Origin of the sequence: Dickeya sp. ws52 (assembly GCF_007210685.1) — a bacterium.
Taxonomy (GTDB): Bacteria; Pseudomonadota; Gammaproteobacteria; order Enterobacterales; family Enterobacteriaceae; genus Dickeya; species Dickeya chrysanthemi.
The window spans coordinates 172,111-186,663 of record NZ_SZVX01000003.1 but is presented as its reverse complement, the minus strand read 5'-3'; the positions used below and the strand labels follow the sequence as shown (position 1 = coordinate 186,663).

The 14,553-nt window shown below is 59.0% G+C and carries 12 protein-coding genes; 6 read left to right on the top strand and 6 right to left on the bottom strand.

All coding sequences use genetic code 11. The features are described from left to right. Positions 1-59 precede the first annotated feature (59 nt). Together FDP13_RS04315 and mnmC are read right to left on the bottom strand one after the other, a co-directional pair. The gene (locus FDP13_RS04315; RefSeq protein ID WP_012769096.1) at positions 60-893 is read right to left on the bottom strand and encodes an AraC family transcriptional regulator; all 834 of its coding nucleotides are present in this window, start codon (positions 891-893) and stop codon (positions 60-62) included. 214 nt (positions 894-1,107) lie between these two features. Continuing rightward, on the bottom strand, positions 1,108-3,126 hold the full coding sequence (gene mnmC / locus FDP13_RS04310; protein ID WP_143838777.1) for a bifunctional tRNA (5-methylaminomethyl-2-thiouridine)(34)-methyltransferase MnmD/FAD-dependent 5-carboxymethylaminomethyl-2-thiouridine(34) oxidoreductase MnmC: 2,019 nt from the start codon (positions 3,124-3,126) through the stop codon (positions 1,108-1,110). 158 nt (positions 3,127-3,284) lie between these two features. Here mnmC and fabB point away from each other — a divergent pair, with 158 nt between their 5' ends. After that, positions 3,285-4,505 (top strand): beta-ketoacyl-ACP synthase I, encoded by a 1,221-nt coding sequence (gene fabB / locus FDP13_RS04305; RefSeq protein ID WP_012769098.1) that lies wholly within the window; start codon positions 3,285-3,287, stop codon positions 4,503-4,505. Between the two features lie 99 nt (positions 4,506-4,604). Here fabB and flk read toward each other — a convergent pair whose 3' ends face one another. The 4 genes from flk to FDP13_RS04285 all read right to left on the bottom strand — a co-directional run bounded on the left by flk (position 4,605) and on the right by FDP13_RS04285 (position 9,032). Further along, positions 4,605-5,816 carry a flagella biosynthesis regulator Flk gene (gene flk / locus FDP13_RS04300; RefSeq protein WP_143838775.1) on the bottom strand — a complete coding sequence of 404 codons (1,212 nt, stop codon included), beginning with the start codon at positions 5,814-5,816 and terminating at the stop codon, positions 4,605-4,607. 262 nt (positions 5,817-6,078) lie between these two features. Next, entirely contained in the window at positions 6,079-7,596 is a 1,518-nt protein-coding gene (locus FDP13_RS04295; RefSeq protein ID WP_033576356.1) for a tripartite tricarboxylate transporter permease, read from the bottom strand. A gap of 15 nt (positions 7,597-7,611) precedes the next feature. Further along, complete coding sequence (locus tag FDP13_RS04290; RefSeq protein WP_143838773.1) at positions 7,612-8,040, bottom strand: tripartite tricarboxylate transporter TctB family protein; 429 nt, start codon at positions 8,038-8,040, stop codon at positions 7,612-7,614. Between the two features lie 14 nt (positions 8,041-8,054). Beyond that, positions 8,055-9,032: a tripartite tricarboxylate transporter substrate binding protein gene (locus FDP13_RS04285; RefSeq protein ID WP_012769102.1), complete on the bottom strand. Its 978-nt coding sequence runs from the start codon at positions 9,030-9,032 to the stop codon at positions 8,055-8,057. Between the two features lie 202 nt (positions 9,033-9,234). Here FDP13_RS04285 and tctD point away from each other — a divergent pair, with 202 nt between their 5' ends. The 5 genes from tctD (at position 9,235) to truA (ending at position 14,488) form a co-directional block, all read left to right on the top strand. Then, on the top strand, positions 9,235-9,909 hold the full coding sequence (tctD, locus tag FDP13_RS04280) for a transcriptional regulator TctD (protein WP_027711531.1): 675 nt from the start codon (positions 9,235-9,237) through the stop codon (positions 9,907-9,909). After that, positions 9,896-11,287, top strand: coding sequence for a sensor histidine kinase (locus FDP13_RS04275; RefSeq protein ID WP_143838771.1), 1,392 nt, complete (start codon positions 9,896-9,898; stop codon positions 11,285-11,287). The genes tctD and FDP13_RS04275 overlap by 14 nt, the downstream gene beginning before the upstream one ends. A gap of 141 nt (positions 11,288-11,428) precedes the next feature. After that, positions 11,429-12,562: a 4-phosphoerythronate dehydrogenase PdxB gene (gene pdxB / locus FDP13_RS04270; RefSeq protein WP_143838769.1), complete on the top strand. Its 1,134-nt coding sequence runs from the start codon at positions 11,429-11,431 to the stop codon at positions 12,560-12,562. An 85-nt stretch (positions 12,563-12,647) separates the two neighbouring features. Beyond that, complete coding sequence (locus FDP13_RS04265; RefSeq protein WP_012769106.1) at positions 12,648-13,658, top strand: aspartate-semialdehyde dehydrogenase; 1,011 nt, start codon at positions 12,648-12,650, stop codon at positions 13,656-13,658. Beyond that, on the top strand, positions 13,658-14,488 hold the full coding sequence (gene truA, locus FDP13_RS04260) for a tRNA pseudouridine(38-40) synthase TruA (protein ID WP_027711535.1): 831 nt from the start codon (positions 13,658-13,660) through the stop codon (positions 14,486-14,488). Before FDP13_RS04265 ends, truA begins: the two co-directional genes overlap by 1 nt. Positions 14,489-14,553 lie beyond the last annotated feature (65 nt).

The window sequence follows — 14,553 nt, the reverse complement described above, 5'->3', positions numbered from 1 at the left end:
ACGCGGAAGAATAGGCGCTACAGTCGAGGTGGTATTGAAGGAAATTGCTTTGTGAGAGGCTACTTCAACGTACGCACGAACTCCCCCGGCGTGATACCCATCGCCCGTTTGAAATGACGGTTGAAGTGGCTTTGGTCGGAAAATCCGCATTGGGAGGCGGTATCAGACAGGCTGATGCCTGTTATCAGCAGTGAACGCGCCTGACGCAGGCGGGCCTGAATCAAATAAGCATGGGGCGTCATGCCCACTACGGATTTGAATTGCCTGAGAAAATGCCAGGGGCTGAGGCCGGTTATCTCCGCCAGTTGCAACAAAGACGTATCTTGCTCCGGGGCGTCGTCAAGCCAGCATTTTGCCCGCAGAATCGCGGGGGTCGCCTGTGGCAATGCTCGTCCGTCGGCACGGGTTTTGCTGTAGCGCAGCATCAGCCAGCTTAATGATGAAAACAGCAGCGTTTCTTTCAGCAGGCTATTGCCGGCTTGCGGCAGCAGGGTGAAAGCCAACCGAAATTGCGCGGATAAGCCGGGATCATGAACCACCGCGTCGGGAAACCAGGGAATTGCACCCTGGGGGACGCGCAGGTCGCGCGACAGATGACATAACAAATCCGGCGAAGGATAAATGGCGCGATAAGACCAGCCGCTGGCCACCGCCGCATAGCCGGTATGTATCTCATCGGCATTAACCAGAATAATATCGCCGCTGGGCGCAACATGCTCACCGCCGGTGCGGTAAAACCGCTGAGCGCCTTCCTCAATCACACCGATGCAGAAGTTTTCGTGTGAATGACGGGAAAAACGTTGCCGGTGGTAGCGTGCCTGTAGCATTTCCAGGCCACCCAGTTCTTTCAGGTGGTGAAATTGCACTTTTTCCCGTAACGACGTGGTTTCCATCATCGGCTCCCGACCCCGGTTGATCCCCATTATCTTTCACGTTGAGGCCGCTGTAGCAGGCTCATAAAGCGAGTCTGTCGGCCGCACTCGCGCCGGCGAGTGGCGAACGATGTGTCGCATACCCCACGCGCTTGTCGCCATCCTGCCGCGCGAATAATTGGCGGTATAGTACGAAATTGCTGCCGTATCGAATATGTGTAACCCCTATATTCGGTTATACCGCTTTGCCTTTCAGCAGCTTTCTTACCCAGAAACGATGAGGGTGCAATGCCGCCAGCGTATCGCTATCCAGCGGTAGCGGTTCGCCGAATAACTGGGATGCCAGGATTTCAGCAGCCAGCGGTGCCGAGCATAAGCCGCGCGAGCCCAATGCGCCGAGCAGATAAAGATTCGGCCAGGCGGGGGCCGTGGCTATCTCTGCGCCGGCGGCAAGCTGTTCGGGCAGATGTTGATACCCGACGAGTGTTTGCTGGTAATCGGGCACCTGACCGATCAACGGCAGATGATCGCGAATGGCGCAACGCACGCCGCATCGCGCCTGTTGTCCGGAAATGTCTATCGAAGCCGGCCAGTCGCTGTCGGGCAGGCAATCAATGAGCCGCTGACGGTTATGCCGTTGTTCGGCTTCACGGTAATCGGTGGTGGTGTCGCCACGGTGATAACTGGCGCCGATGCAGTGTGTCTGATGACGTGGGCTGACCGGCGTCAGGTAACCGTCGTAACACAGCACCTGACGCAGCGCCGATAACGGCGGCGTGTCGGGGATGTGACTGACCTGACCACGTACCGCGTAAACGGGCAGGTGACGGGTCTGCTCCCAGTCGTTTATCTGGTGACCGTTCGCCAGCACCACCGTTGCGTGTCGTACCTGACGGCCATCAGCCAGCGTCAGTTGCCAGCCGTTGCAGGTCGGCGCGAGTGCCGTCACGCGAGTGGCAAGGTGCGCCTGGAGTCCTTGCCTGCCTGCCAGCATGAAGGCTGATTCGGTCAGTTCTGCCGGGCATAGCCAACCACCCTGCGGGTAGGTGAGACCGTGGGTGTGCAACGGCAGGCCGGCCTGTTCGGTCAGCGTGTCGGCATCCGCCGGGTGCACCAGCGTATCCGGCCAGTTGCCCGCCAGAATCTGTGCAAGTTTACGTGTGCTTTTTTCATCGTAAGCCAGTTGGCTAACGCCGCACCAGTCATGTTCAAACGCCACACCTTGTGCGGCGAGGCCGTCGTAGCAGCGGCGTGCGAAGCCGAATGCAGCGGCGAAGAACCCTGACAAGGCATCCTGCTTGTCATTCAGCAGTGGATAGAGCGCCCCCTGACGATTGCCGGAAGCGCGTTGCCCTACCTGTTCGTCGGCGCAATACAGCGTAACCTGCGCACCGCGGCGTTGCAGCGCGAGTACCGTCAGGACGGCGGCGATACCGCCGCCGATAATCGCCACCTCTTGCGGATGCGCAGCGGCGGGGCGAGCGTACCAGGGGAATGGATGAGGCAGTTCGCTGCGGTGCAAGACGGTGCCGCAGAGCATTTCCCGCTTCTGCCCGAATCCTTTGATTTTGCTGACCTGAAACCCTGCCTGTTGCAGGCCGCGACGCACAAAACCGGCGGCGGTGAACGTGGCGAACGTTCCCCCGTGGCGGCACAGATGCGCCATAGCGTTAAACAAGGTTTCAGTCCACATGTCCGGATTTTTAGCCGGCGCAAATCCATCCAAAAACCAGGCGTCGATATGGCGCGTCAGGCTGTTGTCCAACCTCGGCAGCAGCGTATTGACATCACCGAACCACAGATCTAGCGTGATGCGTCCTTGTGCAAGAATCAGCCGATGACAACCGGGCAGCGCCAGCGGCCATTGTCGTTGCAGTTCATCGGCGAAGGGAGCCAGCTCCGGCCAGGCGGCATGTGCGGCGGCCAGATCCGGCTGACGCAGCGGAAATTTTTCAAAACTGATGAAGTGCAGGCGTTGCAAGGCGGCATCCGGGTGTTGCCGGCGAAACCCGTCGAACGCCTGCCATAACGTCAAAAAATTCAGCCCGGTACCAAAACCGGTTTCCGCGATGGTCAGCACCGGGCCGGTATGTTCAAGGAAGCGTTGCGGAAAACCGTTGCCCTGCAGAAAGACATAGCGGGTTTCCGCCAGCCCGTCCTGGTTGGAAAAATAGACGTCATCAAACTGTTGCGATACAGGTGTACCCTGATCGTTCCAATTCAGGTCTGCATGTTGGATGAAGGGGCTGGTCACGGCAACTCACTCATTATTCAGGCGGTGGCGCGATTCTAGCGACTGGTTTATTAAGTCGCAAATTTGAGAAAAGTTAGTCTGATCGGACTTGTTCAGCTTACAACTGTACGCTAAAGTGCGGAGCTAAATCCAAACTCTACAAGCGGAAGAGGTATTGAATGAAACGTGCGGTGATTACGGGTCTGGGGATCCTGTCCAGTATCGGTAATAACAAAGAAGAAGTGCTGGCATCTCTGCGTGAAGGCCGTTCTGGCATCACTTTCTCTCAAGAAATGAAAGATTCCGGTATGCGCAGTCACGTCTGGGGTAACGTCAAGCTGGATACGGCAGGCCTGATCGAGCGTAAGATTGTGCGTTTCATGAGCGATGCCTCTATCTACGCTTATCTGTGCATGGAAGAAGCCGTTAAGGATTCCGGACTGGCGGAAGAAACGTACCAAAATAACCCGCGTGTCGGATTGATCGCGGGTTCCGGCGGCGGTTCCCCGCGTTTCCAGGTGTTTGGCGCCGATGCCATGCGCAGCCCGCGCGGCCTGAAAGCCGTTGGTCCGTATGTGGTAACCAAGGCTATGGCCTCAGGCGTTTCCGCCTGCCTGGCGACGCCGTTCAAAATCCACGGCGTGAACTACTCCATCAGTTCTGCCTGTGCCACCTCTGCACACTGCATCGGTAACGCGGTTGAGCAGATTCAAATGGGCAAACAGGACATCGTGTTTGCCGGCGGCGGTGAAGAACTGTGCTGGGAACTGGCGTGTGAATTCGACGCGATGGGTGCGTTGTCTACCAAATATAACGAGACGCCGGAACGCGCTTCCCGTACTTATGACGCGGATCGCGACGGTTTCGTTATCGCCGGCGGCGGCGGTATGGTGGTCGTGGAAGAACTGGAACACGCCCTGGCACGCGGTGCGCACATCTACGCTGAAGTGGTCGGCTACGGCGCGACTTCCGACGGTGCCGACATGGTTGCGCCGTCAGGCGAAGGCGCAGCTCGCTGCATGAAGCTGGCGCTTCAGGATGTCGATACGCCGGTGGATTACATCAATACCCACGGCACGTCAACGCCGGTGGGCGATGTGAAAGAACTGTGGGCTATTCGTCAGGTGTTCGGCGATAACGTTCCGCCGATCTCCGCCACCAAAGCCATGACCGGCCACTCACTGGGGGCTGCAGGCGTGCAGGAAGCCATTTATACCCTGCTGATGCTGGAGCACGGTTTCATTGCGCCGAGCATCAACGTTGAAACGCTGGATGAACAGGCGCAGGGCATGAACATCGTTACCGAGCCGACTGAGCGCAACCTGACGACCGTGATGTCCAACGGCTTCGGGTTCGGCGGCACCAACGCCGTACTGGTGATGCGCAAATACGCGCAGTAACAGTAATCGGTCATTATGCAGAGAATACCGGGCTTGCCCGGTATTTTTTTATCTGACGCACGTTGCCGTCAACCTGCCTTTCCCTGTGATTTCCACGCCTTACAGTAATACCCACATCAACAATGCCACCACCAGCATCGCTACCAGCGCCAGCCCGATAGGCTTATTCACCAGCGGCCGCCATTCCTGCGGCAACGCCATGATTAACGGGTTGATAAACGGCTGCAACGGCACGGTGGACGCTTCTTGTATTTGCTGGAGGCGCCGCCGGTAGAGAAAGGTCGCCACGTCGCTGATTTGTGACGGCGTCAGCGGTGTTTGCGGCGTGATATTCAGCGTATTGCGGGTGAAGTCCTGCAACAGTTGCTGCTCCTGCTGGTCGAGCGGCTGTCTGAGCGCCGCCTGTAAGGTACTCAGGGTTGGCGATGTGTGCTGTTGTAACACAAGGCTTTGTGTATTGAGAAACTGGCTTAACACCTGAAAATTCTTCGCCGGAATCGGGTCGCCGGTTTTCAATCCTTGCATGTCCATCAACGTTTGCCAGACTTTACCCGGCGATTCGCCGCTCAACGCCACCAGTTTTGCCACCAGTTGATTCAGCTGATTGTGCTCCGCCGGCAGTAATGCCCGGTCCAGCAAGGCGTTTATTGACGGATTCGCGCCGGAGCCGCCCGGCACGACGCCGGCCTGTAATAACGCGGCCAGTTGCTGAGAGGTTGGCGGCAGCGGCGGGGGAATCGTGGTGGCGGTGGGGGTTTGAGGAAACGGGATCGGTTGCCCGGTGGCGGTATTGCCAAACGTCAGTGTCGGGGTGCTGCCGTTGGTCGATAACAGGGTGGCGGCTTGCGGTAACTGGCCGTTTTGCAACAACGCCACCACCAGTTTCAGTTGCGAGGGCGTCAGCGAGCTAAGCACGGTATGACCAAATTGCTGGCGAATGAAATCGCTGGCAACCTGACGGTTATTGCCCTGCGACAACATTGAGGTCAACTGTTGCAGCAACTGGCGGGTATCCTGCGAGCCTTGCACGGTTGCCAGCCGAGTTTGCAAGCTTTGCTCGGCCGCCGGGAATTGGCTGGCGAGCAGATCCGCGTTGTTTTTCGTCCCTAACTCAGCACGCACGGTGGCCCAGATTTCCGCGGGCTTGGCGCCGCTTAGGGTGGAAATCTGCGTCACCAGCTTTTCCAACGCAGTGCGCTGCGCCAGCGTCAACGGTAAATCATCCATCTGGGCGGCGGCTTTTGACAGCGTGGTTTCCAGCGGCTTTTCTCCCGGCAGGGAAACATTACCGGGGTTATTGATCGGTTGCATGTTGTGATCCTTACCCTAGACGCATGACGGGGTTGTGTTCCACCCAATGATGTTATCGCATCATACCGGCATCGACACAGCTGGCGTCATCATAACAACGGCACGCTATTACCGATAGTCGTTGACCTGCAACAGGTTAACATTCCGTTGCGTACGGAAAAAAGGCGAGAAAGCGCATGGTCGGGGAAAAGCGTGCGGATCACCGAGGGGCAAGCGGCGCGCGGATGACGTCATCCGCGGCGCTCGCTTTATCGTAACGCCGTCAGGTACGAGGGACGGACTGCAACTGGGTACGGCGACGCCGCCAGTATTTCAGCATTGGCGGTACGACCAGCATCAGTACGGCCATGCCCAGTAACGTCTGGCTGATCCGGCCTTCCCACAGGATGGATAACCCGCCGTTACTGATGGACAAGGCGCGGCGCAGGTTCTGCTCCAGCATTTCTCCCAACACGAAACCGAGGATCAGCGGCGACATGGGAAAGTCCATTTTGCGCAGCAGGTATCCGAACACGCCCAGCCCGACCATCAGCAGCAGGTCAAAGGTGGTGCTGTGCACCGCGTAAACGCCGACGGCGGAAATCGCGGCAATCGCCGGCACCAGAAACCACATTGGAATGGCCAACATACGGGTGAACAGGCCAATCATCGGCAGATTGAGCAATAGCAACATCAGGTTGCCGATCAGCATGGCGGCGATCAGCCCCCAGACGATGTCCGGCTGTTCGGTAAACATGGCCGGGCCCGGCGTAATGTTGTACAGCGTCAGCGCGCCCATCATCACGGCGGTGGTGCCGGAACCGGGAACGCCCAGCGTCAGCATCGGAATAAACGAGCCGCAGGCCGAGGCGTTATTGGCGGCTTCCGGCGCGGCCACGCCGCGGATATCGCCTTTACCGAAACTGTCGCTGTTGCCGCTGATTTTTTTCTCCGTCATCCAGGCCATAGCGCTGGCGATAGTGGCGCCCGCACCCGGCAGTATCCCCACAAAGAACCCCAGCAGTGAGGAACGCAACGTCGCCCCGATGCACTGTATGCCTTCGCGAACGTTGAACAACATGCGCCCGGTGGCTTTGGTGACCTTTTGCCCGCTGCCGGTTTGCTCCAGCATCAACAGAATTTCGCTGACGGAAAACAGGCCGATGACCACCACCACGAATTGAATACCGTCGGACAGGTGGACGCTATCGAACGTGAAGCGATAAACACCGGTATTCGCATCCACGCCGACGGTGGCCATCGACAAGCCAATCAACGCCGCCAGGAAAGATTTCAGCGGATTGTGGCTCATCATGCTGCCAAGGCAGGCGATGGCGAACACCATCAGGGCGAAATATTCCGCGGGGCCGAAAGCCAGCGACCAGTTAGCCAGCAAGGGCGCAAACAGAATGATGCCGGTAATCGCGATGCTGGAACCGACGAATGAACTGACGGCGGAGATAGACAGCGCCACGCCGGCCTTGCCCTGTTGCGCCATCGGGTAGCCATCAAGGGCCGTCATGATAGCGCCGGCATCGCCCGGTACATTCAACAAAATGGAAGAAATACGCCCGCCGTACTCGCAGCCGAGATAAACGGTGGCAAGCAGAATCAACGCGGATTCCGCCGGCAGTTTGAGTGCGAAGGCCAGCGGCATCAGAATCGCCACGCCGTTGATTGGGCCAAGGCCGGGCAGCAGCCCGACAATGGTGCCGATAAAACAGCCGATCAGCGCAATCATCAGATTTTGCGGCGTCATCGCGACCGCAAAACCCTGCATCAGAAAAGACCAGGTATCCATGAGTGAGTCTCCCGGTTAAAGCCACGCGCCGGCCGGCAGCGTAACGTCGAGCAATTTATCGAAGGCGTAAAACAGCGATACGCCCATGACCGCACCGGACAGCGCCGCCACCCACCACACCGCGCCAAACAGTATGCCGATGCCGCAGCCCAGCAGAGCGGTGGTCAGCGGGAAACCGAGCGGTTCAAACAACCAGGCGTACAACGCCAGCATGATCACCAGCAGCAGTAAGCGCCGACGAACCGCGGCGGCAGGCCAGACAAGGATATCCGGTTTACGCAGCAGCATCAGGACGGCGCACAGCGCCATCAACCCCAAAATCGCGATGGGAAACGGCCGCGGGCCAACCGGTTCGTAACTGTATTCGCTCTGGATCTCCCAGCCGACAACCAGCCCTATCAGGCATAGCACCAGCCAGATTCCGCCAAACAAACGATCGCTCATGATGCGCTCCTCTTTTATTTAGCCAGCCCGAACGACTTCGCCTGCTCGCGGTAATCCGCCACCTGCTTTTTGACGTAGGCATCCAGCGCCTGTCCGGTCAGGTTGAATTCGAACAAGCCGCGCAAGTCCCGTTGTTTTTTGAATTCTTCGGTGGTGACGATGTGCTTAAACGCCTGTTCCCACCACTGGTAGCTGGCATCGCTGACTTTGGGGCCGAGATAGAAACCGCGGATAATCGGCCACACCAGGTCATACCCTTGCTCTTTAGCGGTGGGGATGCCGGCGAGCGGCCCCGGCAGACGCTGCTCGGAAAATACCGCCAGTACCCGAATTTTGCCGCCTTGCAGATGGGGAACCATTTCACTGATATCGCCGGAAACCGCTTGTACATGCCCGCCCAGCATGGCGGTCAGCGGTTCGCCGCCGCCTTCAAACGCGACGTAGCGCATATCGCGCGGGCTGATCCCGGCGTGACGCGCCAGCATCGCGGTTTTCATCCAGTCCTGACTGCCGATGGACGCCCCGGCGCCGACCACCACCTGATTAGGGTTTTTCTGCATGGCGCTGAGCAGATCTTTCAGTGTCTGATAAGGCGCGTCGGCCCGTACCGCGATCATGCCGTAGTCGGTGCCGACCGCCGCCAGCCATTTCACATCATCAACGCCGTAGCGCCCGAACTTTCCCTGCGCCAGATTAAGCAGCGAGCCGCCGGAAAAAGCGACCACAGTGCCGGGCTCGTCCGGGCGTTGCGCCACGATGGCGTTATACGCGACGGCGCCGACTCCGCCGGGCATGTAAGTCACGCGCATCGGGCTGTCGAGCGTGCCGGTTTCCTGTAGCGATATCTGCAGTAACTTACAGGTTAAATCGAAACCGCCGCCCGGTTTGGCCGGTGCGATGCATTCGGTGCGGGCCGGCGCGGCGGCCTGAACGGCGGTTGTATTGGCAAATAATCCGCATAGCGTCAGAGAAAGGGCGAGGTATTTTTTCATTGTCATTCCTTCCTGTTTTTATCATTCCCAACGTGGGAGCGTTGTTGGATTGTTAATGATGTAATCTTTCAGTTACCTTTCGGTTATTGAAAATGTGTTCAGGATGTGATTACCGTCGCTTAAAAAAACGGCCGAGCCTGAGAAAAATACCCATAGGATGAGAATCAAAAGGACAAGGCAATGTGGATAAAGGTTGGCGACGATGCGACTGTTACTGGTTGAAGATCATCCGGAGCTGGCCCACTGGCTGAAAAAAGCCCTGGGTGAGGCGGGGTTCGCGGTGGATCTGGTCGGCGATGGCGTGGCGGCGGATCAGCTGTTGCAGCAGGAAGCGTATACGCTGGTGGTATTGGATGTCTCGTTACCGCGTCTGGACGGCCTGGCATTACTGGCACGATTGCGTAAACGCGGCCAGAACCTGCCGGTGCTGCTGTTGACGGCTCGTGCCGAGGTGGCGGATCGGGTCAAGGGGCTGAATCTGGGGGCGGATGATTATCTCACCAAGCCGTTTGAACTGGCGGAGCTGGAGGCGCGGTTGCGTGCGCTGCTGCGGCGTAGTCAGGGGCAAATACAGGAAGTGCAGCGTCTTGGCGCTCTCAGTTGGCACGATGAAGGCTATTTTTTGCTCCAGGAGAAACCGCTGGCGTTGACGCCGCGCGAGCAAGCGGTGTTGCATACGCTGATGCAGCGCCGTGGTCGTCCGGTATCGCGCCAGTATCTGTATGAGCAGGTGTTTACGCTAGCCGATGAGGCCAGCCCGGACAGTCTCGATCTGTATGTGCACCGCATCCGCAAAAAGCTGGCGGGCAGCGATGTGATGATCGTGACGTTACGTGGGCTGGGGTATAGCCTGGAGTGCAGCCATGCCGAAAGTTAATTCGCTGCGCGGCCAGTTAATGCTGTACCTCGGTTTGCCGATGGCACTGCTGTGGGCGTTATCGGTCTGGAGTCATTATCACAGCGCGAAAGCGGCGGCGACGCAGGCGTACGATCGTACCCTGCTGGCTTCGGCGCGCACGGTGGCTGAACGGCTGACCGTGCGTCAAGGGCAATTGGCGGTAGATGTGCCCTGGGTGGTGCTGGATAGCTTTGAGCGCAACATGAACGACACGCTCTACTATCAGGTGGTGACGCCTCAAGGTAAAACGCTTTCCGGCTATGATGACCTGCCGCCGTTGCCGCGCGGTATTCCGCTATCCCGGCATTATCCGGCGCTGGCGCATTTTTATGATGCGCGTTATCACGGCCGGGCGATCCGGGTGGCGGCGCTCTGGCAGCCGGTCAATGAGGCCGGCGTGGAAGGTATGGTATTGATTTTGGTGGCGGAAACGCTGAGCTCCCGCGAGGCGTTCGCACACCGGCAATTACTGACAGCCTTGATCAGCCAGAGCACGCTGGTGTTGTTGGCGTTGTTGCTGGTGCTGTTGTTGTTCCGCAAATTGCTGCGGCCGCTGCGTCAGTTATCCGGCCTGATGGCGCGCCGTGAACCGGGCGATCTCACGCCGTTGCCGCCAGTGTTGTCCTGGACGGAAATGCAGCCGTTGCTGGTGGCGTTCAATCGTTATATCGAACGGCTCAGAGGGTTGCTTCAGCGGCAGGAGCGTTTCGGCGCAGATGCGGCGCATCAACTCAGAACACCGCTGGCGGTGCTGAAAACCCAGGTCGGCGTAGCGTTGAATAGTTCGCAACCGGCGCAGTGGCGCGACAGCCTGACCGGCATGAGCGCCACGCTGGACGATACCATTCAGTTGACCGATCGGTTGTTGCAACTGTCGCGCCTGAGGGCGCAGGACAGTAAAGAGCATATCTGGCAAACCGTCGATTTGGCCGAACTGGTGCGGGATGCCTGTTTTTCCCGTTTACCGCAGGCGCGCAGCCGACGAATCGACCTGGGATACGAAGGCGATGAGCGTTGTCTGATTCGCGGCGAGCCGTTGCTGCTGGCGGAATTGTGCGCCAACTTGCTGGATAATGCGCTGAAATACACGCCGCAAGGCGGTGTGGTGACGGCGCGGGTGCAGGCGCAGCAACTGGATATCGACGATAGCGGCCCAGGGATTCCGGTCACCGAACGCGCGCAGGCGATGAGGCCGTTTCACCGGTTGGATAACCATCATGGTTTGCCGGGCGCGGGTTTGGGGTTGGCGTTGGTCAGGGATATCGCCCTTTGGCATCAAACCCGGGTTCAACTGCTGGAGTGCCCGGAGTTGGGCGGGCTGCGGGTACGGATCGTTTTTAGCGAGCCTGCGCCCTGAGAAAACGCCTGCGCTGACGCCATTCGGTCGCAGGCCGATTGCCGCCGTCTGTGTTACCGCCAGCCGGTTTGTGGCAGAATAACGCCCTTCATTTCGTCGCGGCGGCGTGGGTGTCGTCAGCGGTCTATCAGGAAAGCCAACGTGAAAATCCTAGTTGATGAAAATATGCCTTATGCGCAGGCGCTGTTCAGCCGTCTGGGCGACGTGACGGCAGTACCGGGGCGGCCCATTCCGACGGATGCCCTAAACGAGGCCGATGCCCTGATGGTGCGTTCGGTCACGAAAGTGAACGCCGATCTGCTGGCCGGCAAGGCGGTGAAGTTTGTCGGCACGGCGACCGCCGGCACCGATCATGTCGATGAAGATTTTTTGCGTCGGCAGGGCATCGCGTTTTCCGCGGCTCCCGGCTGTAATGCGATTGCGGTAGTGGAATATGTCTTTTCTTCGCTGCTGATGCTGGCGGAACGCGATGGTTTCGCGCTGGCGGATCGTACCGTCGGTATCGTCGGGGTCGGTAATGTGGGTTCTCGCCTCAATGAGCGCCTGACCGCGCTGGGCGTACGTACGCTGCTGTGCGACCCGCCGCGGGCGGATCGCGGCGACAGCGGGCCGTTCCTGTCGTTGGACGAGCTGGTGGAACAGGCCGACGTGCTGACCTTCCACACCCCGTTGCTGAAAGAGGGGCCTTATGCCACCTGGCACAGTGTCAATGCCGCGTTACTGGCACGCTTGAAAGACGACGCCATTTTGATCAACGCCTGCCGTGGCCCGGTAGTGGACAACACCGCCTTGCTGACGGCGTTGCAAAACGGCAAAAACATCAGCGTAGTGTTGGACGTATGGGAACCTGAGCCGGAATTGTCCGTTGAGCTGCTGGAGCGGGTCGACATCGGCACTGCGCATATCGCCGGTTATACGCTGGAAGGCAAAGCACGCGGCACCACTCAGGTGTTCGAAGCCTGGAGCCGTTTTATCGGTCAGCCGCAACAGGTGGCGCTGGCCTCGCTGCTACCGGTGCCGGAGCTGGCCGACATCACGCTGACGGTGCCGCTGGATGAGCATCAGCTCAAACGGCTGGTGCATCTGGTGTATGATGTGCGCCGCGATGACGCCTTGTTGCGTCAGGTCGCGCATATCCCCGGCGAATTTGACCGGCTGCGCAAGTTCTATCAGGAGCGGCGCGAGTGGTCATCGCTGCATGTCGTCTGCGCCGATCGGGAGAGCGCTGAACAACTTAACCGGCTGGGATTCACCGCGTCGGTTAACGATCGCTAATTTCCTGAAGCAAAATCAGATTAATCCGGGCGGTGCGATCATCGTCCGGTGTGTTTTATTCATTATTCTTGGGGAGTACGACCACATGTCCAATGGCTGGAATATCGCGTTGCTGGGTGCCACCGGCGCTGTCGGCACGGCATTGCTGGAGCTATTGCAGGAGCGTGAGTTTCCCGTAGGTGAGCTCTATGCGCTGGCGAGTGAGAACAGTGTCGGCGAGAGTTTGCGTTTTAATGGCCGTTCGCTGCGCCTGGAAGACGCTGCCGATTTCGACTGGTCACAGGTACAACTGGCCTTTTTCGTCGCCGGTATGGAAGCCAGCGCCCGCTACGCGGAAACGGCGGGTAACGCGGGGTGTCTGGTCATCGACAGCAGCGGCTTGTTTGCGCTGGAGCCGGACGTGCCGCTGGTGGTGCCGGGCGTGAACCCGCATGTGCTGGCGGATTACCGCAACCGCAATATCGTGGCGGTGGCGGACAGTCTCACCAGCCAGTTGCTCACGGCGATCAAACCGTTGACGGAGCAGGCCGGGCTGTCGCGTCTGCACGTCAGCAACCTGTTGTCGGTGTCGGCCCACGGCAAAGCGGCGGTGGATGATTTGGCCGGCCAAAGCGCGCGTTTGCTCAACGGTATCCCGGCTGAGCCTGGCCTGTTCCCGAAACAGCTGGCGTTCAACCTGTTGCCGCTGCTGGCGGACAGCGAAGGCAGCGTGCGTGAAGAGCGTCGGTTGGTGGATCAGGTGCGCAAGGTGTTGCAGGACGACGGCTTGCCGATTTCGGTCAGTTGCGTGCAGTCGCCGGTGTTTTACGGCCATGCGCAGGTGGTGCATCTGGAAGCGCTGCGTCCGTTGTCTGCCGATGAAGCGCGCGACGTGCTGGCGCAGGCGAGTGATATCACGCTGAGTGAGGAAGAGGATTACCCGACGCAGGTGGAAGACGCCTCCGGCAATGTGCAATTGAATATTGGCTGTCTGCGCAACGACTACGGTATTCCTGAGCTGTTGCAGTTCTGGTCGGTGGCCGACAATATCCGTTTCGGCGGCGCATTGATGGCGGTGGAAACCGCTGAACGGCTGGTTGAGGAGTACCTGGGGTAATGACGGCGTTGCAGCATACAGACGATGAAGCACCGCTGAAAATCGCTCTGGGGATTGAGTATGACGGCAGCCGTTATTACGGCTGGCAGCGTCAGGCCGAGGTGGACAGCGTTCAGGGGTGTCTGGAAGCGGCGCTGTCTCAGGTGGCGAACGCGCGCATCGATGTGTTTTGTGCCGGGCGAACCGACGCCGGCGTCCATGCGACCGGGCAGGTGGTGCATTTTTCTACCCACGCGGTGCGTAAAGACGCCGCCTGGACCATGGGCGTCAATGCTAACCTGCCGCCGGATATCGCCGTACGCTGGGTGAAAACGGTGGATGAGGCGTTTCACGCCCGTTTTAGCGCTACCGCCCGCCGCTATCGCTATGTGATTTATAACCGGCGTTTTCGGCCGGCCATTCTGTCGCAGGGGGTAACGCACTATTATCTGCCGCTGGATGCCGAGCGAATGCACCGCGCCGGTCAGTGCCTGCTGGGCGAGAACGATTTTACCTCGTTCCGGGCGGTGCAGTGCCAGTCACGCACGCCGTGGCGCAACCTGATGCACCTGCGGGTAACGCGTCTGGGGGATTACGTGGTGGTAGACATCAAGGCCAACGCGTTTGTGCACCATATGGTGCGCAATATTGTCGGCAGCCTGATGGAGATCGGTTGCGGCAACCAGCCGGAAAACTGGATGGCCGAGCTGCTGGCGGCCAAAGATCGCACCCTGGCGGCCGCGACGGCAAAAGCCGACGGGCTGTATTTGGTTGCGGTGGATTATCCGGCGAATTTCGGTATTCCCGGTGCGTCGATGGGGCCGTTGTTTCTGCCGGACGAGGTGGTGTGAGGGGAGCCGGCGCGCCGTCGATAAACGACGAGGCCGACTTTGAATAAGTCGGCATTTGAACTGAT

Excerpts from the sequence above, each read along its gene's own strand:
- FDP13_RS04315 (WP_012769096.1), bottom strand. The coding sequence starts at position 893 with ATGGAAACCACGTCGTTACGGGAAAAAGTGCAATTTCACCACCTGAAA.
- fabB (WP_012769098.1), top strand. The coding sequence starts at position 3,285 with ATGAAACGTGCGGTGATTACGGGTCTGGGGATCCTGTCCAGTATCGGT.
- flk (WP_143838775.1), bottom strand. The coding sequence starts at position 5,816 with ATGCAACCGATCAATAACCCCGGTAATGTTTCCCTGCCGGGAGAAAAG.
- FDP13_RS04295 (WP_033576356.1), bottom strand. The coding sequence starts at position 7,596 with ATGGATACCTGGTCTTTTCTGATGCAGGGTTTTGCGGTCGCGATGACG.
- FDP13_RS04290 (WP_143838773.1), bottom strand. The coding sequence starts at position 8,040 with ATGAGCGATCGTTTGTTTGGCGGAATCTGGCTGGTGCTATGCCTGATA.
- FDP13_RS04285 (WP_012769102.1), bottom strand. The coding sequence starts at position 9,032 with ATGAAAAAATACCTCGCCCTTTCTCTGACGCTATGCGGATTATTTGCC.
- tctD (WP_027711531.1), top strand. The coding sequence starts at position 9,235 with ATGCGACTGTTACTGGTTGAAGATCATCCGGAGCTGGCCCACTGGCTG.
- FDP13_RS04275 (WP_143838771.1), top strand. The coding sequence starts at position 9,896 with ATGCCGAAAGTTAATTCGCTGCGCGGCCAGTTAATGCTGTACCTCGGT.
- FDP13_RS04265 (WP_012769106.1), top strand. The coding sequence starts at position 12,648 with ATGTCCAATGGCTGGAATATCGCGTTGCTGGGTGCCACCGGCGCTGTC.
- truA (WP_027711535.1), top strand. The coding sequence starts at position 13,658 with ATGACGGCGTTGCAGCATACAGACGATGAAGCACCGCTGAAAATCGCT.